This is a genomic window from Clostridioides sp. ZZV14-6154 (assembly GCF_020657785.1).
Lineage (GTDB): Bacteria > Bacillota > Clostridia > Peptostreptococcales > Peptostreptococcaceae > Clostridioides.
In genome coordinates this window covers 394,725-418,673 of sequence record NZ_JAGWCY010000002.1, presented here as the reverse complement: position 1 = coordinate 418,673, position 23,949 = coordinate 394,725, and the positions used below count along the sequence as shown (strand labels likewise).

General features: G+C 29.7%; 19 protein-coding genes and 1 riboswitch. Of the genes, 2 read left to right on the top strand and 17 right to left on the bottom strand.

Features of this window, described 5'->3' with window-relative positions:
* Positions 1–85 precede the first annotated feature (85 nt).
* The 6 genes from fsa to KGF45_RS08365 all read right to left on the bottom strand — a co-directional run bounded on the left by fsa (position 86) and on the right by KGF45_RS08365 (position 6,972).
* The gene (gene fsa, locus KGF45_RS08390) at positions 86–736 is read right to left on the bottom strand and encodes a fructose-6-phosphate aldolase (RefSeq protein WP_003423115.1); all 651 of its coding nucleotides are present in this window, start codon (positions 734–736) and stop codon (positions 86–88) included.
* A gap of 57 nt (positions 737–793) precedes the next feature.
* The gene (locus KGF45_RS08385; RefSeq protein WP_227842203.1) at positions 794–1,366 is read right to left on the bottom strand and encodes a xanthine phosphoribosyltransferase; all 573 of its coding nucleotides are present in this window, start codon (positions 1,364–1,366) and stop codon (positions 794–796) included.
* Positions 1,367–1,553: 187 nt separating this feature from the next.
* Positions 1,554–1,655: riboswitch (purine riboswitch) on the bottom strand.
* Positions 1,656–1,761: 106 nt separating this feature from the next.
* Positions 1,762–2,913 (bottom strand): mannitol-1-phosphate 5-dehydrogenase, encoded by a 1,152-nt coding sequence (locus KGF45_RS08380; protein ID WP_227842202.1) that lies wholly within the window; start codon positions 2,911–2,913, stop codon positions 1,762–1,764.
* Between the two features lie 18 nt (positions 2,914–2,931).
* Positions 2,932–3,354, bottom strand: coding sequence for a PTS sugar transporter subunit IIA (locus KGF45_RS08375; RefSeq protein WP_227432702.1), 423 nt, complete (start codon positions 3,352–3,354; stop codon positions 2,932–2,934).
* A gap of 30 nt (positions 3,355–3,384) precedes the next feature.
* On the bottom strand, positions 3,385–5,514 hold the full coding sequence (locus tag KGF45_RS08370) for a BglG family transcription antiterminator (RefSeq protein ID WP_227842201.1): 2,130 nt from the start codon (positions 5,512–5,514) through the stop codon (positions 3,385–3,387).
* Positions 5,515–5,550: 36 nt separating this feature from the next.
* Positions 5,551–6,972: a PTS mannitol transporter subunit IICB gene (locus KGF45_RS08365; protein WP_227842200.1), complete on the bottom strand. Its 1,422-nt coding sequence runs from the start codon at positions 6,970–6,972 to the stop codon at positions 5,551–5,553.
* 621 nt (positions 6,973–7,593) lie between these two features.
* Here KGF45_RS08365 and KGF45_RS08360 point away from each other — a divergent pair.
* Positions 7,594–9,093: an IMP dehydrogenase gene (locus tag KGF45_RS08360; protein ID WP_227829241.1), complete on the top strand. Its 1,500-nt coding sequence runs from the start codon at positions 7,594–7,596 to the stop codon at positions 9,091–9,093.
* A gap of 77 nt (positions 9,094–9,170) precedes the next feature.
* Here KGF45_RS08360 and KGF45_RS08355 read toward each other — a convergent pair whose 3' ends face one another.
* The 9 genes from KGF45_RS08355 to KGF45_RS08315 form a co-directional block, all read right to left on the bottom strand.
* A complete protein-coding gene (locus KGF45_RS08355) occupies positions 9,171–10,328 on the bottom strand; it encodes a toxic anion resistance protein (RefSeq protein ID WP_227829242.1) in 1,158 nt (385 codons plus the stop codon).
* A gap of 118 nt (positions 10,329–10,446) precedes the next feature.
* On the bottom strand, positions 10,447–11,364 hold the full coding sequence (locus KGF45_RS08350) for a 5-bromo-4-chloroindolyl phosphate hydrolysis family protein (protein WP_227829243.1): 918 nt from the start codon (positions 11,362–11,364) through the stop codon (positions 10,447–10,449).
* A gap of 283 nt (positions 11,365–11,647) precedes the next feature.
* Entirely contained in the window at positions 11,648–12,766 is a 1,119-nt protein-coding gene (locus KGF45_RS08345; protein ID WP_227829244.1) for a 4-hydroxybutyrate dehydrogenase, read from the bottom strand.
* A 19-nt stretch (positions 12,767–12,785) separates the two neighbouring features.
* Positions 12,786–14,102, bottom strand: coding sequence for an acetyl-CoA hydrolase/transferase family protein (locus KGF45_RS08340; RefSeq protein ID WP_413926583.1), 1,317 nt, complete (start codon positions 14,100–14,102; stop codon positions 12,786–12,788).
* 16 nt (positions 14,103–14,118) lie between these two features.
* Entirely contained in the window at positions 14,119–14,394 is a 276-nt protein-coding gene (locus KGF45_RS08335; protein WP_227842196.1) for a hypothetical protein, read from the bottom strand.
* 127 nt (positions 14,395–14,521) lie between these two features.
* A complete protein-coding gene (gene abfD / locus KGF45_RS08330) occupies positions 14,522–16,018 on the bottom strand; it encodes a 4-hydroxyphenylacetate 3-hydroxylase family protein (protein ID WP_227829246.1) in 1,497 nt (498 codons plus the stop codon).
* Positions 16,019–16,194: 176 nt separating this feature from the next.
* Positions 16,195–17,586, bottom strand: a complete 1,392-nt coding sequence (locus KGF45_RS08325) for an aldehyde dehydrogenase family protein (RefSeq protein ID WP_227829247.1) — start codon at positions 17,584–17,586, stop codon at positions 16,195–16,197.
* A gap of 31 nt (positions 17,587–17,617) precedes the next feature.
* Positions 17,618–19,162, bottom strand: a complete 1,545-nt coding sequence (locus KGF45_RS08320; RefSeq protein ID WP_227842194.1) for an acetyl-CoA hydrolase/transferase family protein — start codon at positions 19,160–19,162, stop codon at positions 17,618–17,620.
* A 26-nt stretch (positions 19,163–19,188) separates the two neighbouring features.
* The gene (locus KGF45_RS08315; protein WP_227829249.1) at positions 19,189–20,592 is read right to left on the bottom strand and encodes a hypothetical protein; all 1,404 of its coding nucleotides are present in this window, start codon (positions 20,590–20,592) and stop codon (positions 19,189–19,191) included.
* Between the two features lie 427 nt (positions 20,593–21,019).
* Between KGF45_RS08315 and KGF45_RS08310 the strand changes: the two genes are divergently transcribed.
* Entirely contained in the window at positions 21,020–21,892 is an 873-nt protein-coding gene (locus tag KGF45_RS08310) for a LysR family transcriptional regulator (protein WP_227842192.1), read from the top strand.
* A 186-nt stretch (positions 21,893–22,078) separates the two neighbouring features.
* Here KGF45_RS08310 and KGF45_RS08305 read toward each other — a convergent pair whose 3' ends face one another.
* Together KGF45_RS08305 and KGF45_RS08300 are read right to left on the bottom strand one after the other, a co-directional pair.
* Positions 22,079–22,687, bottom strand: coding sequence for a hypothetical protein (locus KGF45_RS08305; RefSeq protein ID WP_227842190.1), 609 nt, complete (start codon positions 22,685–22,687; stop codon positions 22,079–22,081).
* 113 nt (positions 22,688–22,800) lie between these two features.
* Positions 22,801–23,880 (bottom strand): M24 family metallopeptidase, encoded by a 1,080-nt coding sequence (locus KGF45_RS08300; protein WP_227842189.1) that lies wholly within the window; start codon positions 23,878–23,880, stop codon positions 22,801–22,803.
* Positions 23,881–23,949: the final 69 nt, after the last annotated feature.

Here is a 23,949-nt window from a genome sequence, read left to right as displayed (position 1 = left end):
AAATAAGACTAGGCAAAATAGCCTAGCCTTATTGCTTAGAATTTCCATAAGAACTTCTCTTATACTTATAATCATATTTCTATAATTATAATTTTAAAGAAGCACCTTCCCAATCCTTCATAAAGCTATCTATTCCTTTGTCTGTCAAAGGATGCTTAATCATTTGGTTTATAACTTTAAGAGGAACTGTTGCTATATCTGCTCCCATTCTAGCAGCTTGTAAAACATGTATTGGATTTCTAACACTAGCAACTATTATTTGAGCCTCAATACTATTTACACTAAATATGTCAACAATTTCTTCAATTAAATCAAGACCATTTTGTGATATATCATCTAATCTTCCAACAAAAGGACTTACATATGTAGCTCCAGCTCTAGCAGCTAAAAGAGCTTGTCCAGCAGAGAATATAAGTGTAACATTAGTTTTTATACCTTTACTAGATAGTACTTTTACTGCCTTTAAACCTTCTGCTGTCATAGGTATTTTTATAACTATATTTTTATGTATCTTAGATAATTTTTCTGCTTCTTCTATCATACCCTTGTGCTCTAAACTTATTACTTCTGCACTTATCGGCCCATCTACTATCTCACTAATTTCTTTAACTACTTCTATAAAATCTCTACCTTCTTTAGCTATTAGAGATGGATTTGTAGTCACTCCACATATTACACCTAAATCATTTGCTTCTTTTATTTCTTCAATATTAGCTGTGTCTATAAAAAATCTCATTTAAAAAATCCTCCATAATTAGAATATGTGCTAAACACAAGTATATAATATCATAAATTATCTAAATTTTACAGTTCCATTATCTATAGATTCAACTACTGCTAAAGATTCTAATCTTACATCATTGGCCTTTAAAAGTGCTCCTCCAGCTTGGAATCCTTTTTCAATAACAATCCCTACTCCAACTAAGTTTGCATTTGCTTGCTCAATTAAATCTTTAAGCCCAAGAGCTGCCCTTCCATTAGCTAAAAAATCATCTACTATCAATATGTTTTCACCTTCGTTTATATACTTTTTAGAAACTTTTACTGCATATTCTTTTGCCTTAGTAAATGAATATACATTAGTTTCATACACATCTTTATCTAAATTTTTAGATTCTGATTTTTTTGCAAAAACTACAGGCGCATTATCAAAGTATTGTGAAACAATTGATGCTATAGCTATCCCTGAAGCCTCTATTGTAAATATTTTATCCACTTTTTCTCCACTAAATCTCTCTTTAAACTCTCTTCCTATTTCATTTAAAAAAGCTACATCAATTTGATGATTTAAAAAACTATCAACTTTTAGTATATCATTTTCTGAAACACTACCTTCTCTTAATATCTTTTCCTCTAAAGCCTTCATTGTACTCCCACCTAAACCTTTCTAAATTATATTAATCTTAATAAAAAAAATTATATTCTCTTTAATTTTACTATCTACATTGCTTGTATTTTATCTTAGAATACTAAAAAAGCTCCTGTCTATATCATAGACAGGAGCTTAAAATTCAAAGTAACCAACTTAATATATAATTTAAAATAAGTATAAACTATATCATCTTCACTCCTGTAGTTAAGCTATTATTGGTAGCTTAGTAGAAACATTTGAACCATATTATCAAAAGTATACAGGTAAACATATTAATTTATTCTTTTTAATTATATATTATAATTCTCTATTATTCAACAAATAATTCAGACTGTGTAGAATAAAACATTCATTAGTTACTTGACAAAATCCAACCTTTTTAAGTAAACTTATAGATTTTCCATAAAGATATAACTTTTTTCTATATTATCTAGAAGTACTTCATCATTGTTTATATTAGCTATTTTAGCAATAGCTTTTTTTACTCCATTAGACTTTATTAGTTCTTGCAATTCTACACTTTGAGCATCTTCACTATTATTATAATGAAGTGCTGCACCTATTCCAAGAATTAAATTATCAACTGTTAAACCATATGATTTTGCTGTCATTAGAGGCTTAATCAATCTGTCTTTATCGCTTAATTTTCTAAGTGGCTCTCTTCCAACTCTGACTACATCATCATTAAGATATGGATTTTTAAATCTGTTTAAAATCTTATCAATATATTTATAATGTGCTTCGGAATCAAAATTATATTTTTTGATTAATCCTTCTCCACTTTCTGTCATTGCATTTTTCACTATATTACAAATATATTTGTCATTTATACTTTCTTCTATTGTTTTGTATCCTTTTAAGTACCCTATATAAGCAGTTATAGCATGGCCTGTATTTAGTGTAAACAACTTACGTTCTATATAAGCCATAAGGTTATCAGCTAAATTCATTCCAACTATATTAGGTATTTCTCCTTTAAATCCTTGCTTTTCAACATTCCACTCATAAAAATTTTCAACGGTTACATCAAGAGGATTCTCATTTTTACCAGGAGGAACTATTCTATCAACTGAACAGTTAGGGAAACCAATATATTTCTCTAAATAGTCTGCTTCTTCTTTATTTAGACACTTAAGTATTTCCTCTTTTAAAGAAGAACTTGCATATATCGCATTTTCACAAGCTATTATATTTAAATTATTTGTTAATCCTTTTTCTTTTCTAGTTTTTATACCTCTAGCAATTGTAGGTGCTATTTTAGTTAAAACTAAAGGACCAACTGCTGTGGTTATTATTTCAGCTTCTACAATCTCGTCTATTATTTCTTCTTTTATAGATGAAACTGCACTTATATTATCAATTACTTCATCTACACATTCTACATCTCTTATATGTATAGTATATTTTTTATCTTTATTTATTGAATTTAATATTTCTTCATTAACATCAGCAAATACAACATGATAACCTGACTTAACTAACAAACCTCCAATAAATCCTCTCCCAATATTTCCTGCTCCAAATTGGATTGCCTTTTTCATTTTAAGTTCCTCCTAAGATTAGTTGGCAAAAGCTTCCATAAAAGCTTGTTTGTCATTTGAATTTTTTAGTCTCTCTGTTAAATCATCATCTAAAACTATTGCTATATTCGATAGTATCTCTAAATGCTCATCTCCAACACCAGCTATTCCTATTAATAAATATGCCTTTTCTCCATCAAAGTCTATACCATTAGGGAATTGTAGTATCACTATTCCAGAAGATAATATTTCTTTTTTCGCTTCATTTACACCATGTGGAATAGCGACACCCATTCCCATATATGTAGTCATTACCTTTTCTCTCTCCAACATTGCTGGTATATATTCTTCTTTTACATATCCATTTTCAAATAATTTTCTTCCTGCTAAAGTTATAGCTTCTTCCTTTGAAACACTATCTAATCCTAAAAATATATTATTCTCATTTAATACTTTACTCATAATATCAACCTTCCTTTTTTAATGTAAATTTTATTTATCTATTAATGTTCTTAATTTATTTGTATAAAAATTAAAAACTATACCTTTTATTTCTAATGTTATCTCTTGTATAGAAAATTTGTTTATTTTATTAGTAAAAACAAAATTATCTATTAATGAGCCACTTATTTCACTCATTATTTGTCTTTGATAACTTGGTGAATTTTTAGGAAGTAACATAAAAACCACATTTTCAATTTCTTCCTTGGAATTTAGTTTTATGTTATTTTCTAATCTTATTATTGCTAACTTCATAATATCTATTCTTTCACTCATACAATGTAATAATAAAATCCTTGATTCTTCTATATATGGAATTGATATTTTTAATCTTTCTTCTAAGGATTCTTTTATAGATATTATATCTTCACTAGATTCTACAAATATTTTTGATGAATCCATAATAAGTTCATCTAAGTTTTTACTTTTAAATTTTTTAAATTGAATTTCATCTAAAAACTTAAGAATATCTCTTCCTATGTTCATACTTTCTATTATCTGTTCATATACTTTATTTTTATTTTTAGTATCATCTTTTACTTTTAAATCCATTAATTTGTTTTGAGCTATAGACTTTATTTTTTCTTTGATTATCAACTCATCATCTGAACTCATAAATGGACCTACACATATATAATCTAAGTTTGTATTTAGTTCCACTGTAGATACAATTAAATCGACTTCTTTTTCTTTTAAATATTCTTCATCTATGTTTATAGCTGAAATAGTTTCAAGTATATTTAGATTGGGAAATTTATTTTCAATTTTAGTCGATAAAAACCTTGAAGTACCTATTCCAGTTGGACATGCTACAACAACATTCAGATTAGTATACATCATTAGATTTTTTTCTATGGCTGATGCAAAATGCATTGCAATATATCCTATTTCAGATTCAGGTATTGAATTTATATTTAGCTTATCTTTTATGATTTTAGAAATTTTTTCAACTCCATTATAAGCATATGAATACTTAGTTTTTATTTCATCTAAAAGAGGATTTCTTATTTCTAATCCCATATTCAATCTGTTTATAGAAGGTCCCAGATGGTTTGCTAGGTCTTTAAATAATCTTTCATCATTTTTAAGACTTATCTTAAATTCATCTTCTGCTAAATCTATCATTTTATTTGTAATGTCCATCACTTCTATATCATCTAAGTTTAACTCTTTATGACTTGAAGATGACCTTTGCTTTGCACCTCTAATATGCATAGTTATATATCCAACTTCATCTAATGGTATATCCATACTAAAATCAACTGCCATACCTTTTACGATTTCTTGCGCTAATTTAAACTCTTCGGTTAAAGATAATTCCTTTAGAAAATCTTTCTCCATGGTTATATTCTCACCATTTTTTATCCTCTGTAAAGCTAGTGAAATATGAACTACAAGACCTATATATGCACTATCAGCTAAATTTACATCTAATTCAGAAAGCTTCTTTGTTAATGTACTTTCAACTTTTCTTATTATGCACTTGTCCATTAAATTTAAAAGTCTATTTTCACTTAAAATTTCTATTGCTTTATCAGTTTGTATATTCTCACTTATATTTCTAACCATGTCCAATATTTCTTTTTCATTAAATGAGTCATATATAAGGTTTACATATGCTTCTCTAAAGTTTTTTTCCTGACCTTTGAGATACACACCAAGCCCTGGTTTTCTAATAAGCTCAATATCAAATCTTTCTAACCATTCACTTGCTAATATAAAATCATTGTTTAGTACCCCTTCAGATACCTTTAATATTTTTGCAAAGTAATAAGATTTTACTGGCTCATTAGAAACTAGTAGCTTTGATAATATAATTAAATTTCTTTCTTCTTTACTGTATTCTTTTTCTATTTTTTCTTCTTCTAACAACTCAATGATAAAATTTTGATTTTCTATATTTTCTTCTAAAATCAAACCTACACCTGGTTTTTTTACAAAATTAAAATCATTTTCATCAAACCATTTTTCAATTCCTGACATATCTCTAAGTACAGTTCTTGAGCTTAGCTCTAACTCTCCTGCAATCTCAGAAATGGTTATTGGAATATTCTTTTTAGAATTTTCTACTATCATGAGTATTATCTTTTTTTGTCTGGATGTAATCTTCTTTTTTTTCAAATTTATCCACTCCTAATCAGTGGTACTTTTTATTTTTTATTTAGATTCTAATCTTTTAAACAGTATATCTAAATTTGGGTCATTTAAAAAGTTATTTATTGAGACTATCTCAACATTTGAATTATTTTTGGCAACTCTTTCAACTAATGTATTGTGAGTTACTACTATTTGTGTATCATCTGGAAGATTATCAACAGATGAGTTTGTAATTTCTATATCTAAATTTAAGTTTTTTATTCTATTTTTAAATCTAGAAGCTCCCATTGCACTAGAACCCATTCCTGCATCACATGCAAACACAATCTTCTTAATTTCATTTAATTCAAGTTGCTTTTCTTCAACTTTTTTATCCGAACTTTTGCTTGCAGATTTCATATCACTCATCTTTGCTTTAGCTTCTTCTAAAGTACCATCTTCTTCACTTTGATTTGCTGAAGCTCTCTTAACAAATGGTGCTGCCACTAAGAATGATACAGCTGTCGCAACTGCAACCCCTGCTAATACTGGAAGTAATCCTCCTTTTGGTGCTAGTGCCATAAGTGCAAATATACTTCCTGGTGATGGTGCTGCTACAAGTCCAGCTCCTAATATTGAAAAAGTTAATATTCCTGCTGCTCCACCTGCCATTGTAGCTAATATTAAAACTGGATTCATTAAGATATATGGGAAGTAAATTTCATGGATACCACCAAGGAAATGTATTATTACTGCTCCTGGGGCTGATTGTTTTACACTTCCTCTACTAAACATCCAATATGCTAATAGAACACCTAATCCTGGTCCAGGGTTACTTTCTAATAAGAACATTATAGATTTACCTGCTTCTTTTGCTTCAGCTATACCTATAGGACCTAATATACCATGGTTTATTGCATTGTTTAAGAACAGTACCTTTCCAGGTTCTATAAATACTGAGACTAAAGGTAATAAACTTTTACTAACTATAAATTGCACTCCTGATTCTATAAGAACTGTACCTGCTACTATAGCTGGTCCAATTGCATAAAAACCTAATATTGCAAGAAGCATACCTATTATACCTATTGAAAAGTTATTTACTAACATTTCAAATCCTGTTGGTATTTTTCCATCTACAAGTTTATCAAACTTCTTGATTACCCATCCTGCAAATGGGCCCATTATCATTGCACCAATAAACATTGGTATATCAGCTCCAACGATTACTCCCATAGCTGCTGCTGCACCTATTACTCCCCCTCTTTGTCCTGCTATAGCTTTACCACCAGTATATGCTATCAACAGTGGTAAAAGATATTTTATCATTGGATCGCCTATAGTGCTTAATTTTTCATTTGGCATCCATCCTGTTGGTATAAATAATGCTGTTATAAGACCCCATGCTATAAAAGCTCCTATATTTGGCATTACCATACCACTTAAAAATTTACCTACTCGCTGTATAGATGTCTTTATTGTCGATTGATTAGAACTGCTCATAATTTTACCTCCATTTGAATTATATTCTATATCGATATGATTCCCTTTTGTTATACTTTTATTATAGAGTTTATATTTTATAGTAACAACTTTAAGAAATCGTTTCTATGTCACTTACGATAATGACATTTTTCATTTTAGTTTTTGTTTAATTTTATTTATGTAGTATTTTAGAATATCAATCTTTATAAATAATACTATATTTATAAAGTACTTGTGTATTTGATGAATATCATAAAACCTTATACAAAAGTGATTAAGAATTTTACGAAATAAATTTTTTAGGGATACTTTTGGACATACTAATATAGATTTAATTAATTTATACTTTCAATAAAAAATGCTCTATACCCAATATTAGTAACAGGAGTATATAAACATAATGCAAGAGATTATATACTAAGAATTAACTTCAAATTAGCTACTACATTAAATAAAACCTTATTTAATATACAGTTTGATTGTGTAAAGCAACATATATTAAACAAATTCAGTTAAAATAGTTTAAATTTTTCAAAAATCTCAATATCTGACAAAATACTTTAATAAAATTAAAGAATAAGTTATAATTAATACTATCAATTATAATAAAGTATAAAAATATTAAGGAGTGATTAAAAAATGGCGTTTTATTTTGATACACCATCGCATACTTTCAGTGAGTACCTACTTGTACCAGGTTTCTCTTCTATTGATTGTATACCTGCTAATGTAAGTTTAAAAACACCTGTTACTAAATTTAAAAAGGGCGAGGAAGCAGATATTCATATGAATATACCTTTAACTTCTGCTATTATGCAATCTGTTTCTGATGACAAGATGGCTATTGCGCTTGCTAAAGAAGGCGGTATCTCATTTATATATGGTTCTCAAACTATTGAAAGTGAAGCTGCTATGGTAGCACGTGTTAAATCTCATAAGGCTGGATTTGTTGTGAGTGATTCAAATATTAAACCTGACAATACATTAAAAGACATACTTGAACTAAAAGAAAAAACTGGACATTCTACGGTTGCTGTTACTGAAGATGGTACTTCAACTGGTAAATTATTAGGTATTGTTGCGAGTCGTGATTATCGTATAAGTCGTATGGATTTAGATACTAAAGTTAGTGAATTTATGACTCCTATGTCATCCATAGTTTATGCTAACAAAGATGTTACTTTAAAAGAAGCAAACAATATTATATGGGACCATAAGCTTAATTCTCTTCCTGTACTTGATGATAATGGTAATCTTGTATATATGGTGTTCCGTAAAGATTACTCTTCTCATAAAGAAAATCCACTTGAACTTTTAGATTCTTCTAAAAGATATGTAGTTGGAGCTGGTATCAATACTAGAGACTTTGCTGAGCGTGTTCCTGCTTTAGTTGAAGCTGGTGCTGATGTTTTATGTATAGACTCTTCAGAAGGTTTTTCTGAGTGGCAAAAGATAACTCTTGATTTTATTCGTGAAAAATACGGTGATACAGTTAAGGTTGGAGCTGGGAATGTAGTTGACCGTGAAGGATTCCTTTACCTTGCTGAAGCTGGTGCTGACTTTGTTAAAGTTGGTATTGGTGGTGGTTCTATATGTATCACTCGTGAGCAAAAAGGTATAGGACGCGGACAAGCTACTTCTATAATTGAAGTTGCTCAAGCTAGAGATGAATACTTTGAAAAAACAGGTATTTACATTCCAATTTGTTCTGATGGTGGTATTGTTTATGACCATCATATAACTTTAGCTTTAGCTATGGGTGCTGATTTTATAATGCTTGGTAGATATTTCTCTCGTTTTGATGAGAGTCCAACTAATAAGGTTAATATAAATGGTAGTTACATGAAAGAATATTGGGGAGAAGGTTCTGCACGTGCTAGAAACTGGCAAAGATATGACCTTGGTGGAGATAAGAAACTTTCTTTTGAAGAAGGTGTTGACTCTTATGTTCCTTATGCTGGTTCTTTAAAAGACAATGTGACACTTTCTCTAAGTAAAGTTCGTTCTACTATGTGCAACTGTGGTGCTCTTAGTATTCCTGAACTTCAAAAAAATGCTAAGCTAACACTTGTATCTTCTACTAGTATAGTTGAAGGTGGAGCTCATGATGTTATGCTAAAAGATAACAGAAACTTATAATATAAATAAAAGTGTAGTTAATTGTAAAACAATCAACTACACTTTTTATTTTAACATAAGTTATTATTTATAAGTTATTATTTAACTGTAAATTCAAGAAGCTTACTTTTTAGTTCACTTTCTATTTTTGATAATTCAACTTCTGCTTCTTGTCTCTTTATTCTACCATCATTTTGTATCTTAACTACTTCATCAATAGTTGATATTAAAGATTGATTAGTTTTCTTAATTGTATCTATATCTACAATGCCTCTTTCTGATTCTTTAGCTGTTTCTATTGTTCCCATTTTCAATGTTTCTGCATTCTTTAGTAGAAGTTCATTTGTCATGTTACTAACTTCACGTTGTGCTTTCATAGCTTGATTCAAATGAGATATTCCAAGAGCAAGTACTATTTGATTTTTCCATAATGGAATAGTATTTACTATAGTAGATTGAATTTTTTCTGCCATTAGATTATTGCTATTTTGAACCAATCTTATCTGTGGAGCCATTTGAAGTGACACCATTCTAGTTAATTCTAAGTCATGAATCTTCTTTTCAAATCTGTCACAAAGTGAAACCATATCATTTACAGATTGAGCATCTTCTGTTGAACCAGACAGACTTGCTTTTTCTCTTAATTTTGGCATCTCAAGTTCTTTCATATCTTTTAGCCTTTGTTTCCCTGCTATAATATACATTGTAAGCTCTTTTGAATAAGCTAAGTTTAATTCGTACATTTTATCAAGCATTGCTATGTCTTTCAATATTTTAACTTGATGCTTTTGAAGTTCTTTACTTACTTTGTCTACATTTACTTCTGCACTATCATACTTAGTTTTTAAATTTGAAATTTTATTATTTGCCTTTTTAAAAATCCCTAAAAAACCACCTTGTTCTTTTTCATCAGCTGAAAATGATTTTAAATCAGTAACTAGATTTGTAAGCATATCACCAACTTCGCCTAAATCTCTAGTTTTAACACTCTTTAAAGCGGTTTCCGAAAATCCTGCTACCTTTTTTTGAGCCCCAGCTCCATATTGCAAAATCATATTTGTATTTGTAATATCTATTTTTTCTGCAAACTCTTTTACCATTTTACGTTCAGCTTCTGATAGTTTTTCTTCTTCTGGGTCTTTTTCATTCTTTTTCATTAATAGGTCAGAATTATTTATATCATTTGTTTTTGTTTCTTCACCAAATGGGTCAAGTGTCAGTGTTGGCATAACTGGTATATCATCTAAATTATTCATTCTATACTTCTCTCCTCTTCCTTCATAAAGTACTAATTATATACTTATATCTTGCACATTTTTATCCTTTATAACTAATTAACTGTTCAAAAATAACAGAATATTTTTTATATTACAGTTAAAACTTTCCACCTGTTAATCCCTCTTGAACTAACATATTTTCTAAGACAGTAATATCTGTAGATATGTCAATAGCTTCATCCTCAAATAGAGAATCCAGTTGGTTCTCAAAAGCCACTACAATTGTACTCATTGTACTTTCAATACTCTCCATAGTTGTTGTTATATTTTCTCTGTCTATGCCTTGTTCTTCCAATGTATGATATGAATTTAAAAGCTTCAAAGTAGTTGGAATATAATAATCCATAAATTTTTGTATCTGAGTAAGTTTTGATGGGTCATGTTTTACAACATCAAATATTTTACTCGTAACATCTTCTACTTGTACAATTTTGCTGCACATTGATTCTGATTTAATATTTTCATTAGCTTCTTTTATTTGTCTCAAATAGTCCATTCCCTTTTTAATAATCATATCAACTTCATTACTATTCTCAACTTCATCTTCTTCAACTTCACACACTACATCTTCATACACTGGTGGAATTCCATCTTCATTTGTCAAGACAATTTGATTGTTTCTTTTATCAATATAAGTATTTATAAAGTAATTTTTATCTATCATCTTTTGCACATCTTTTATTATAAATTTTAATGATTTAGATGTGCTTTCTGCAATAAGTTCTACTGGAATAATATTTTTATTACTTATGATTGTACAGTATTTTTTGTAACGAGAAATTTGGTCTCCTAATCTTTTACCTTTAAAAATGCAAACTCCACCTATTATTAAAAATAAAGCACATACTTGAATAGGAAGTATAACTGCCCACCCAATTATAATTGAAATAGTTGACAATACTAAAGCTGATAGTGTGAATAAACCTACTAAACCCCATCCAACTATCTTTAAAAATTTACTTAAAAACGAATTTATTAATACAGATTTTTTAGAAAAATTCTCTGGTTTATACATGATTTATATCCTTTCATTTTTACTAATATTATTATTATATTTCAGTTTGATTATACAATTACTTACTTATTACTGTCAAGGAATTTGAAATTCTACAAATTATTTCAAATAAGGTAATAGACTTAAATGTAAGTACATTTTCTAACTAAAAATGTACTTACATTTAATGCTATACAAAAATAAGAGAACTTAATTTTAAGTAAATTTAAGTCCTCTTACTTTTTATATTTATATAATTATCATTATTTATATCATCTATACTTAATATAAATAAAAAATTGTATCAATAAAGATTTGCAAATATCTCTCTTATTTCTTCTCTACTAAGTTCTACATAATTATTAGCAAGTAATCTCTGTTGATTTGCTATTGTGCTATCAGTAAATTCATCTATCTGACTTTCCACCATTCCATATTCTCTTAAAGATTTCTTAGCTATTAATTTGTTTAAGAATTTCTCTAATTCTCCATAAACATCACAATTAGGGTCACATTCAAGAGCATCTGCTAAAATTTTTGTACATTGTGTAATCTTTCCATTAGGATTTTTTCTAGAGTACATCTTAAATACTTCAGTAAAGAACTGATAATTTGCTTCACCATGTGCAACATGGAAAGCTGCACCTATCGAATAAGATAAAGCATGCACTGCTGCACAACCAGCATTTCCAAAAGCAATTCCTGCATAGTTTGATGCAAGTACAAAGTCCTTAAGATGATTGAATCTCTCTTCTTCTCCTTTAGCCACAATCTTTTTATATCCATCCATAATCATTTTTATAGCCTGTAAAGAATATATTTCTGTAAATGGACTTGCCTTTGGAGATAGATAAGACTCAATAGCATGTATAAGAGCGTCCACTGAGCTTGTTACAAAAAATTTATAAGGCAATCCTTTTACTGATTCTGGAATTAATACTGCATAATCTGCATAAGTTTCTTCTACTGCAAGACCCTTTTTAGTATGCTTAGATTTTAACTCTGCAATGGCTACATTTGTTACTTCACTTCCTGTACCACATGTTGTAGGAACTACCACCAATTCTTTTACTTTTTTAGGTGCTACTTCTCCTTCAAATAAATCAATAGACTTCTCTGGAACATCAAGTGCTAATATCTTGCATATATCAACTATTGTACCTCCTCCAAAGGCGATAATTCTATCGAAATTGTATTTCTTCATTTCTTTTGTCATAGAATCTATCATTTCATCAGATGGTTCACCTGTTCCAAATTTTTCTTGGAAAATTAGATTGGTATCTATTCCAAGAGGTTTCATATATGGTTCATATATAAATTCATTTGTAATTACTAAATCATTTTTTCCTATTTTAAATTCTTCGTTGAATTCTTTAAATGTATCAAAATAAAATATTTTTGGAACTACTCTAAGTGCTTCCATTCTTAACACCCCTCTACTATTAATATTTCTCCTTAAATCTTTTTTCAAACTCTAATGCTAGATTTTCTCTTACACTTGGATGAGCAATATTGATTAAATTTCTTGCCCTTTCTCTAAGAGATTTCCCTTTTAGTTCTGCTATACCATACTCTGTTACGACATAGTCAATATCATTTCTAGATGTTGTTATAGGAGCACCTTCATCAACAATTGAAACAATTTTTGAAATTACTGTACCATCTTTTTTTGTCGTTATTGAAGGCATGGCTATAATTGCCTTTCCATCTTCTCCCATAGATACTCCACGTATGAAGTCAACTTGACCTCCAACTCCACTAAATTGTCTAAGACCCATTGCCTCTGCAACTACCTGTCCCATCAAATCAACTTGTATAGCAGAATTTATAGAAACCATTTTATGTTGTTTCATTATAACTGCTGGATGATTTACATAGTCTACAGGCTTTACTTCAACTACTGGGTTATTATTAGCAAAATCATATAATTTTTTAGTTCCCATTAAAAATGTAACTGTCATTTTTTCTTTATCAAAATTTTTATATTTACCATTTATAACACCTTTTTCATAGAGAGCTAAGGTTCCATCTGAAATCATTTCTGAATGAATTCCTAAATCTTTTTTATCTGTTAAAAATAGCATAACTGCATCTGGAATTCCACCAATTCCAAGTTGTAAAGTAGAACCATCTTCAATTAGAGAAGCACAATTTTTACCTATTGCTTCTTCTACTTCTCCTATATTAGCAGGTTGCAGTTCATATAAAGGTTGTGACTTTTCAACTATATAATCAAACTCTGATATATGAACTACTTCACCATAAGTTCTAGGAAATTGGTCATTTACTTGAACAATTACTGTTTTAGCAGTTTTAATAGCTTCGTAGGTATAGTCAACTGATGTCCCTAGACTACAATACCCATGTTCATCTGGTGGAGTCACCTGTGCTAAAACAACATCACATTTTAATCTTTTTTCTCTAATTAATTTTGGTACTTCATGAAAGAATGCAGGAGTAAAATCTCCATCTCCATTTTCGATTGCCTTTCTTACATTTCCACTTACAAACATTGGATTTACTCTAAAGTGAGTTTCCATTCCCTCGCCAGTATATCCACCACTCCCTAGACTTACCATATGCTTAATCTCAACGTTTTTATACTGTTTTGCATTTTCAATCATAGCCTCTACTAGTACAGGAGGCTCACCTACACAATGTGCAAATACTACCGTATCCCCATCTTTAATATGCTTTACAGCGTCTGTAGCAGTACATAACTTACTTTGATACAATTCTCGCCAATTCAATGAAATCACCCCATCTAACTCTTATTTAAGCCTCACAAATTGCTGATTCTATTATATTTATAGCTCTTTCTATATGACTAAAATCCCAAATTTTAATATATGATTTTTTAACTTTATATTGTTGGTAGGATGCACATAAAGTTGTGCATCCTCCAATTATAAGTAATAAATCATATTCTACATCTTCTTCTGCTACACTAAAATCTACTCTACCATTGAAGTGCTCTTTGATTATTGCAAGAGCCTTCCCTCTTCCGTATCTAGGGTTACAGCCCCCACAAAATCTAACTCCACAGGTCATGTGTAAATTCTCCTTCTAAAAATCTCTTTTTATAACTCAAACTACTACTTCATAATTATTCTTATACGATATATTTTTTCATTAATTAGTATAAGTCGATATATCTTCCCATTTATATATCAACTTTTTATAAATTTAGAGCTTTCTCTTTTTTTATTCCTGCAATTGTCTTAGCTAATTCTTTCTTCTGATTTATATTTCCTTGTCTTGAAATCATTATTCTTTGTGCTTGTGGTGAACCTGCTCCATGCATTGACTCAGTTCTATAACCAACAGCAGCTGAACCAAGACATATATTTTCTAAGAATCTTAATATTCTCATTCTTTCTTCTGTTGAAGCTACTGAAGAAGCTTTAAAATATTTATTACATACTTCACCTATTGTCATTCCACTTGTTCCAACTTTAACATCTGATTTAAAGTCTTTTTCTGAAGGCATAGTAACCATAAGCCCACCAGCTATATCTTCTGCAAGTCTTACTATTTCATAAGGGAATCTAGTTACATTTTGTTTACATACATTTGCTAGAAGTAAATCTATTTGATAGTTTCCAGCCTCTGTCTTATGTCCTTCTGATGAACATGCTATACCACAACAATATAAGCTTTCATTAAGGTGAGTCATTTCTATTAATTTATCTTTTATATGAGAAGCTTTGTTTGCTCCATTGTAATCAGCTGCTAAAGCTGCTGCTCCTATTATTACATCACCTACTCCAACTTTACATCCACCATAACTTTGTCTATGATATCCAGCAAATCTTTCCACTAACATACCAGAGAAATCCCACTCTCCACATAAGAAAATTCTATCATTTGGAACGAATACGTTATCAAATACTACTAGAGCTTCTTGGCCTCCAAACTCTTTATTTCCTAAATCAACATCTGCTCCCTCTTCTAATTTTCTAGTGTCACAAGATTGTCTTCCATAAATCATAAACACACCTTCAGCATCTGAAGGAACTGCAAATGATACAGCATAGTCTTTATCTGCTTCAGTCATACTTATAGTAGGCATTATAAGATGTTCATGTGAATTTATTGAGCCAGTTTGATGTGCTTTTGCTCCTCTTACCACTATTCCATCTTCTCTTCTTTCAACTATATGAAGGAACATATCTGGGTCAGGTTGAGCACTAGGTGATAATGCTCTATCTCCTTTAGGGTCAGTCATAGCTCCATCAACTACTAAATCGTTTTCTTGTATATAAGTTAAGTATTTTACAAAATTATCATGATAATTAGTTCCATGTGCTTTGTCACACTCAAATGTTGTTGAATATACCGCATTAAAAGCATCCATACCTACACATCTTTGGAAACAAGAAGCTGTTTTTTGACCACATAGTCTTTGCATTTTAACTTTTTTTATCAAATCATCAGTACTTTGATGAAGATGACCAAATCTATTTATTTTTTCTCCTGTAATATTTGAAGTAACTGTCATTAAATCTGCATATTCTGGGTCATGTGCCAAATCATAAGTAGCTGCTACACAATTTATAGATGGTCTAATCATTGGATGGTCAACCCAATTTTTAACCTCTTCACCAAACATATAAACTTTAGTATTTAATTTTCTCAAACTTTCAATATATTGAGCTCCTGTCATTAATGCCATAATAAAACCACTCCTTCTTTTTTATAATAATTTTTATTTATGTTAATTTATAATACTTCCTTCTTTTGTTCATCTCTCAATTTTTTAAATTAAATTCATTTTTAGTTTAGATTCATTTTAGATTAAAATATATTTCTATTTTAATATTAGAATGAATACTTTTTTATACTTGAATTTTATCCCCAAAGCTCTTCATCTGTAGGTACTTCATTTTCTGGCATATAATAAGCAATTCTAGAAATATTAATTAAATGTTTGTAATCAAGATTTTCAGAAATACTATTATTTCCCCAAGAACCACAACCTAAAGTGTTTGTAGGTGCAAGACCATTAAAGAAGCTTCCTCCAGCACTTGTAGCACAACATTGATTGATTACAAATCTTGATACTTCTATATTTTCTCCTGCATATTCTATATTCTTAATTGTATTTGAATGTATAGATACACTATGTCCTTTTCCTTCTACATTTAGATTTGCTTTTGCAATAGCTACACCTTCTTCAAAGTCTTTATATTTATATGCAGATATAACTGGACACATTTTTTCTTTTGCAAGTATGTCTTCTTCCCCTGGACCATCTGCTTCTATCACTATTATTTTTGTATCTTTTGGTATTTCAACACCTGCAATGTTTGCAATTGCATGAACTGATTGCCCTACTGCATCTTTATTCATAGATTTATTGACAAACATGGCATTTCTAAAAGCTTCTTTTTGTGCCTTATCTCTAACTATAAAACCTTTGTTACTTTCAAATTCATCCATTACTTTATCAAACATTTCTTCTGCTACTATCACTGATTGCTCACCTGAGCAAATTATACCATTATCAAATATTCTTCCAGCTATGATTTTAGGTACTGCTTCTTTAATATCTACATCTCTGTCTATGATACATTGGACATTTCCTGCTCCTACACCAAGAGCTGGCTTTCCACTTGAATATGCAGCTCTTACCATTCCCATTCCACCAGTAGCAATTACTACATCTGCTGATGAAATTAAATTTCTCGTATTTTCTCTTGATTGTTGGTCAAGTATTTGTATTAGATTTTCTGGTGCTCCGATTTTTTCTAATTCTTCATTAATCATATCAACAGTCTTAGTACTACATCCAATTGCTTTATGATGTGGTGTTATAATAATTGCATTTCTTCCCTTTAATGCAAACATAGCATTACTCATAGGTGTAACTATTGGATTTGTACAAGGAGTTATTGCTGCTACAACACCAATTGGTTTAGCTACCTTTGTTATTCCTGTTTCTCTATCTATGTCAATTATACCAACTGATTTCTTATCTTTTAAATTATTGTATATAACTTTCGCTTTGCTTTTATTTTTAGCTACTTTATCTTCATATACACCCATTCCAGTTTCTTCTACTGCAAGTTTAGCTAAATATTCAGCGTTATAGTATACTACCTTTCCAACTATCTTCACTATTTTATCCACTTGTTCTTGAGTATAGCATTCAAACTCTCTCTGAGCTTTTCTAGCTCTCTCAATGTATCCATTAATATATTCTTTGCTTAAATCTTCAAAGTTTTCTACTGCTTTTTCCATTTTTAATATTCCTCCAATTTATTAAATATTTTTATAATGCACTTTTAAAAGTTTCTGACTTCTTCATTGTACCTGTACTCATAAATTTACTATGCCATGATAAAGCTTCATCTAATATATGAGGAGTTTGTTTTGCTCCATTTTGACATGCTCTATTTAGGTAATCCATAAGTTGCTCTTTATAATCTGGATGAGCACAATTTTCTATTATCTTAACAGCTCTTTCTCTAGGTGCAAGACCTCTTAAATCAGCATACCCTTGCTCTGTTACAATTACCATTACATCATGTTCAGTGTGGTCTACATGAGATACCATAGGTACTATTGACGATATATCACCGTTTTTTGCAATTGATTCAGTACTAAATATAGTTATTGCTCCATTTCTAGCAAAATCACCAGAACCACCGATTCCATTCATCATCTTCGACCCCATGATATGAGTTGAGTTTACATTTCCGTAAATATCAACCTCAATTGCAGTATTCATTGCAATTACACCAATTCTCCTAGCTATTTCTGGGTTATTACTAATTTCTTGAGGTCTCAATATAATCTTATCTTTAAAGAAATCTATATCATTCTCAAATTTTATTAAGCCTTCAGGTGATGGACTTACGGATGTAGTTGATGCCATTGTGACTTTACCCATTCTTATTAAATCCAACATTGAATCCTGCACAACCTCTGTATAACAAGTTAAATTTTCAAACTCAGATTCACATAGTCCATATAAAACTGCATTTGCTACACTTCCTACACCAGATTGAAGAGGAAGTAAATTTTTTGACAATCTACCTGATTTTACTTCTTCTTTCAGAAAAGCAATAATATTATTTGATATCTTTTTTGAAGCTTCATCTACAATACCTAATGGACGTGTCTTATCCTGCATATTAGTGATTACTATACCTGCAATCTTATCTAATCCACAAGGTATATATGTTGTTCCAATTCTATCTTTAGGATGATTTATTTCTATAGGTTTCCTGTTTGGCGGATTTTCTGTAATATATATATCTGCCATTCCTTCCATTTCCATTGGTTTTGCAAGATTTATTTCAACTATCACTTTATCTGCACTTTTTATAAAAGATGGCGAATTTCCTATACCACTAGTAGGTATAATATCCCCATTTTTAGTTATTGCAAGTGCTTCTACTATAGCTACATCTACTTTAGGTATAGTCCCATAATTTAAAAATTGAGTAGAATGACTTAGATGCATATCTATATAATTGACATCACCTTTATTAATACTGTTTCTAAGTATTGAATTAGTCTGATAAGGAAGTCTTCTTTCAATTATACCTACTTCTGCCCATGCTCCGTCCACTTCTGGACCTAAAGATGCTCCTGAATACACAGTCAATTTTATCTTCTCTCCACTTTTAGCCCTTTCTGAAACCGCTAATGGTACTGCTTTTGGGTAACCTGAAGGTGTAAATCCACTAAGTCCAACAACCATCCCATCATTTATAATTTTGGCAGCCTCATCTGCATTCATAATTAAATCACATAATTTTTTATTTCTTAATCTTTCGCTTAATTCTTCAAATACTCCTTCATTATTCATAAATATCCCCCCATATAAAGTCTTATTTACATTGGAAGTTTGTGTAAAACTATAACCAATATAACTTTAGTTAACAGTGCAAATGGATATGTAGCACCATATCCTGCTGCTGGGTCATCGCTATCAAGAGCATCAACAGCAGCTCCAAGCCCTGGTGTTGATGTCATACCACCACAGACAGCTCCTGATAGTAAAATCCAATTTAGTTTGAATACATACTTACCAACTAAAAATCCAATCATCATAGCTGTAATTCCTACTACTATGGCTACTAAAGCTAGATGCATACCAGATGTCATAATTGAATCAACCACTTTACCACCATATCTTAATCCAACTATTGCTAAGAAAAATACTAGCCCTATTTGTTTTAGAATATTTAATACTTTTTCTTCCATTCTGAAATTTACTACACCTATCTTACCCACATATCCAAGTACTAGAGATACAATTAGAGAACCACCAGTTGCCCCTAATGTAAAGTATCCTAATGGTCCCATGAACACGTGTATTCCTCCAACCAAATATCCAGCAAGACATGTTAAGAAAAATGTTATTATATTAAATGGAACTTCTGGTATCGTTTTACCACCAACACTATCTCTAGCTTCTTTCATTTCTTTTTCATATTTTCTTCTTTCTTCTCTAAGGTCCATTCTAAATATTTTAGGAAGGAAATTTACTCCTAAAATTACTATTAATACTCCAAAAGGATATGCAACTGCATGCCCTATACCAACACCTGCTTCAGCATATGCGATATACTTATCTATTTGCTCTTGAGTTAGTGATGTAGTTGTAGCTACATCCAATTTTCCCTCTGGGTCAACTACTTTTAATATTTCTTTTTTATCTTCTATTGATGCTTTCTCAAACTCTTTTGATACATCTTCTGCATGTTTACCAGCTGTTTCTAAAGCAGCAGCTAGACCAGGTGAACTTGTTAATGCTCCTGTATAAACACCAGAAACCTCATACGCACTACTTCCTTTATTGCTTGATAACAAAGTCATTGCATAAGTCATAGAGCCTCCTATAAAAGTTATAAGAACTCCTAAAACTACAAATCTAGCCCCATACTTCTTAAGTACGGCTTTCATATCCTTAGCAGCTAATAAACCAACTGCTGCAACAAATATAATTAGAAAAAAATCAAAGAAATCAGAAGAAATAATTCCATTACCCATCATGATAGTTGCTGCCTTATACCCTGCTGTTGTCTCTCCTTTTGCTATTACTGAATTTCCTAAGCTATACACAAACCATCCAATAAATAATCCTGTAAATAATGCTCCTGACACTCCAAAATTAAACTTCCCAAATTTAATTTTTCCAAATAATATTCCTGTAATTACAGCAGCAAACATAAGGACAAAAGGGTTCATTAAAAAATCCATTAACTCAAACTTCACCAAACCACTCCCTTTCATTTTTTGTTATTAAATTAACGATAATTATTAAAAAATATATCTCTCCCCTCTTTGCAAACTTTGCAAAATTATATTTTGTTATTAAATTAACATTTCTGATTAAAAAAATTTCATCTCTCTAATGTTAGTTTTTTATGTTACAATTTAGTTGACAATTAAATTACATAAATACTAATTATTTTTAGATAGTTAAATTTTTAATATTCATTGATATAACTACGTTTCAAATAGTTGTTACCTAAATTATGTCAGCTGTTATCTTTTGTTAATTTAATAATAGCACTATTCTTAATAGATTGAAAATATCAAAAACTTATGATATGATAGTTTAAAACTATTCTATTTTTTTACAATAATATACAAAACTTATATTGTTGTTAATTATATACTTGTCACTAATTACATAAATGAAAGGAACTATTAACCAATGAACATAAATTATCTATATTATTTCCAGACTGTTTGTAAATATAAAAACATGACTAAAGCAGCAGAAAGTATTCATATTTCTCAACCATCTATAACCTTAGCTATTAAAGAATTGGAAAAAGAACTCGGTTTTGAACTTTTTTTTAGAATAGGTAATAAAATAGATTTAACTCCTGAGGGGAAGCTCTTCTTAGATAAGGCAAAAAATTTCACGAGACAATTTGAAGATTTTCAAAGTGATGCACTAGATTTAGGAAAAAAAAGAAAAGCATCTCTTAAAATAGGAATTCCTACAGTTTTAGGTACTTTTTTACTTTCAAAGATACTACCTAGATTTAATGTAATTTATCCAGATATTGAGCTTAAAATTTTTGAAGTTCCAACCTTCGTTGGTGCCAAAATGATTGAAGAATCTACACTTGATTTTTGCATTGGTATAATTGATAGTGATATTTATGATGATATAGATTCAAAAACAATCTATAAAACAGAATTATATTTAGTTACAAATCCTAAAAATGAATTAGCAAAACAGTCCATTATTTCAAACTATATGTTGAAAAATATTCCTTTTGTCATACTATCTGAAGGTTCTTATCACTACAAAATTATTACAAAAAGACTTGAGAAGGTTAAGCCAAATATAATTTTACACTCAAATCAGCTTTCTACTATTCGTTATTTATTAGAAAATGATTTAGCTTCAACGATACTATATAAAGAAATATTTCAAAATACCGAAAATCTCTGTTCAATTCCTTTAGAACGTGCAATTACTGCTAATATTGGTGTTCTTTGGAGAAAACATCAATATATATCTTATAGTATGAAACTTTTTATTGAATATATGGCTTCTATTCATATAAATTAATATTTCTACATATTATGTAAATACAGCATTATACATATTTTGATAAATATTATAAGTATTTTTGAGTATCAGTATAACAATAAAATATATTATCTTAAAAGAATTACAATGATATACATTCATAACTTAAATATTATTATACTGATACCTTTAATATTAATTTTATCTATTTTAATACTCATATTTTTAATTAGGTTTACTTGGACAACCTAACAAAAAACCCACACATCCAGATACAAAATCTCTCATCTGGGAAATAGTTCCTAGAGATGCGGTTGCTGGTGTTGTAAAATTTCTCACAATAAAAAGTACTATTAATGCTACTACACAAATCACAGTAGCTATAACAATTTGTAATTCACTAGTTTCTCCTTCTTCAATCTCTTCACCATTATTAACAGTCACTTTTTTATCATTATTTTGATAATTGTCACTTTCTAATTCAAATCCAATAGTATTTTTCACATTCATTATATTATTTTGACTTGGTACTTGACCTTTATTAGAAGAATTATCATCTATAAAAACATTTGAATATGCATCCGTATTTGTAACTTTTCTTGAAGCTCTACTTATAAAATTAGCACTTAAAAAGTATCCAAATATCGCTGCTGAAGTAGTTCTTACTACTACATCAATAGTGGTAGTATCTTGTGAATTAACTTCATTTACAAACAAATTGTATATAGATTCAAACATGAGTATTGCCATGACAATTATAAGACATCTATCTATTAATTTAATTTTATACCAGGCTTTTTTTATGTTTTTCATAAACTTATGTTTTTTATTCATAGATATTATCACCTCACATAATAAAATTAAGCCCTCTTTACTAAGATATGTAGAGAAGGCTTAATGGTGAGATTACAATATTATTTTGTGTAAAAAATTATATAAAAATTAAATTATTTGTCTAAAATTATCAAATCTTTAGGGAATTTAGTTAACCTTTCTGGTCCATTTTTTGTAATTAAAACAGTATCTTCTATTCTAACTCCTCCCCATCCTGGGAAGTAAATACCTGGTTCCATTGTTATTATACATCCTTCTTCTATTATTTTATCACCATAATTACCAATAAAAGGTTCTTCATGAACATCTCTTCCAACCCCATGTCCTATCCCTTGATAATAGTAATCTTCATATTTCTTAACAACTTTTCTTATTTCTGCATCTGGAATTGTAGCATGTACACCAGCCTTCATGTTTTCAACTCCAACATTTTGTGCTTCTCTAACTAAATTATAAATCTCTAATTGTTTTTCAGATGCTTCTCCCACTATAAAAGTTCTAGTTGTATCAGAAATATATCCATTGTACATGGCTCCATAATCTATAAGTACAAAGTCACCTTTTTCTATAACCTTGTCACTTGGTTTACCATGAAGTAATGAAGTTTTTGCTCCTGATATCAATATAGTTTCAAATCCTATATTTTGAGCTCCATTCATTTTCATAAAATATTCTAGTTTTGTAGCTAATTCTATTTCAGTAACTCCAGCTTTTATATGTGGAACCAATTCTTCTAACGCTTTATCAGCTATTTCACAAGCTTTCCTTGTATTTTTAATTTCTTCTTCGTCCTTTACATATCTAAGAGTCTCTACAATATTTTCTGTAGGTATCAATTCTCCTCCATCTTGTTCAACTAGATTTTTAAGTTCTTCATATTTATCAAATACGATATTTGTTCTTTCAAATCCAAGCTTTTTTATACCTACTTTATCACATACACTTTTTACAGCTTTTGCCACACTTCTATCAAAATTATGCCAGTTTACAATTTCAAAACCTTTACAAACATTTTCCGCAAGCTCCATATATCTACTATCAGTAACTAAAAAATTTCCATCTTTACAAATAACTGCATATGCTTCTTCATCAGGAAAGCCACTTATGTAATTTACATTCGTTTTTTTTGTTAAGTATAATGCATCAAGTCCCTTAGCTTCTAACAATTCTACTACTTTTTCTACTTTACTCATGATTTTACCTCCAAAAAATAATTTTTATTTTAATTATATTATACCACTAATAATATTATTTTTTATCTT

Excerpts from the sequence above, each read along its gene's own strand:
- KGF45_RS08310 (WP_227842192.1), top strand. The coding sequence starts at position 21,020 with ATGAACATAAATTATCTATATTATTTCCAGACTGTTTGTAAATATAAA.
- KGF45_RS08380 (WP_227842202.1), bottom strand. The coding sequence starts at position 2,913 with ATGAAAAAGGCAATCCAATTTGGAGCAGGAAATATTGGGAGAGGATTT.
- KGF45_RS08360 (WP_227829241.1), top strand. The coding sequence starts at position 7,594 with ATGGCGTTTTATTTTGATACACCATCGCATACTTTCAGTGAGTACCTA.
- KGF45_RS08350 (WP_227829243.1), bottom strand. The coding sequence starts at position 11,364 with ATGTATAAACCAGAGAATTTTTCTAAAAAATCTGTATTAATAAATTCG.
- KGF45_RS08355 (WP_227829242.1), bottom strand. The coding sequence starts at position 10,328 with ATGAATAATTTAGATGATATACCAGTTATGCCAACACTGACACTTGAC.
- KGF45_RS08375 (WP_227432702.1), bottom strand. The coding sequence starts at position 3,354 with ATGAGTAAAGTATTAAATGAGAATAATATATTTTTAGGATTAGATAGT.
- KGF45_RS08315 (WP_227829249.1), bottom strand. The coding sequence starts at position 20,592 with ATGAAAGGGAGTGGTTTGGTGAAGTTTGAGTTAATGGATTTTTTAATG.
- KGF45_RS08335 (WP_227842196.1), bottom strand. The coding sequence starts at position 14,394 with ATGACCTGTGGAGTTAGATTTTGTGGGGGCTGTAACCCTAGATACGGA.
- KGF45_RS08345 (WP_227829244.1), bottom strand. The coding sequence starts at position 12,766 with ATGGAAGCACTTAGAGTAGTTCCAAAAATATTTTATTTTGATACATTT.
- fsa (WP_003423115.1), bottom strand. The coding sequence starts at position 736 with ATGAGATTTTTTATAGACACAGCTAATATTGAAGAAATAAAAGAAGCA.
- KGF45_RS08300 (WP_227842189.1), bottom strand. The coding sequence starts at position 23,880 with ATGAGTAAAGTAGAAAAAGTAGTAGAATTGTTAGAAGCTAAGGGACTT.
- KGF45_RS08320 (WP_227842194.1), bottom strand. The coding sequence starts at position 19,162 with ATGAATAATGAAGGAGTATTTGAAGAATTAAGCGAAAGATTAAGAAAT.
- KGF45_RS08365 (WP_227842200.1), bottom strand. The coding sequence starts at position 6,972 with ATGAGCAGTTCTAATCAATCGACAATAAAGACATCTATACAGCGAGTA.
- abfD (WP_227829246.1), bottom strand. The coding sequence starts at position 16,018 with ATGGCATTAATGACAGGAGCTCAATATATTGAAAGTTTGAGAAAATTA.
- KGF45_RS08385 (WP_227842203.1), bottom strand. The coding sequence starts at position 1,366 with ATGAAGGCTTTAGAGGAAAAGATATTAAGAGAAGGTAGTGTTTCAGAA.
- KGF45_RS08325 (WP_227829247.1), bottom strand. The coding sequence starts at position 17,586 with ATGGAAAAAGCAGTAGAAAACTTTGAAGATTTAAGCAAAGAATATATT.
- KGF45_RS08305 (WP_227842190.1), bottom strand. The coding sequence starts at position 22,687 with ATGAATAAAAAACATAAGTTTATGAAAAACATAAAAAAAGCCTGGTAT.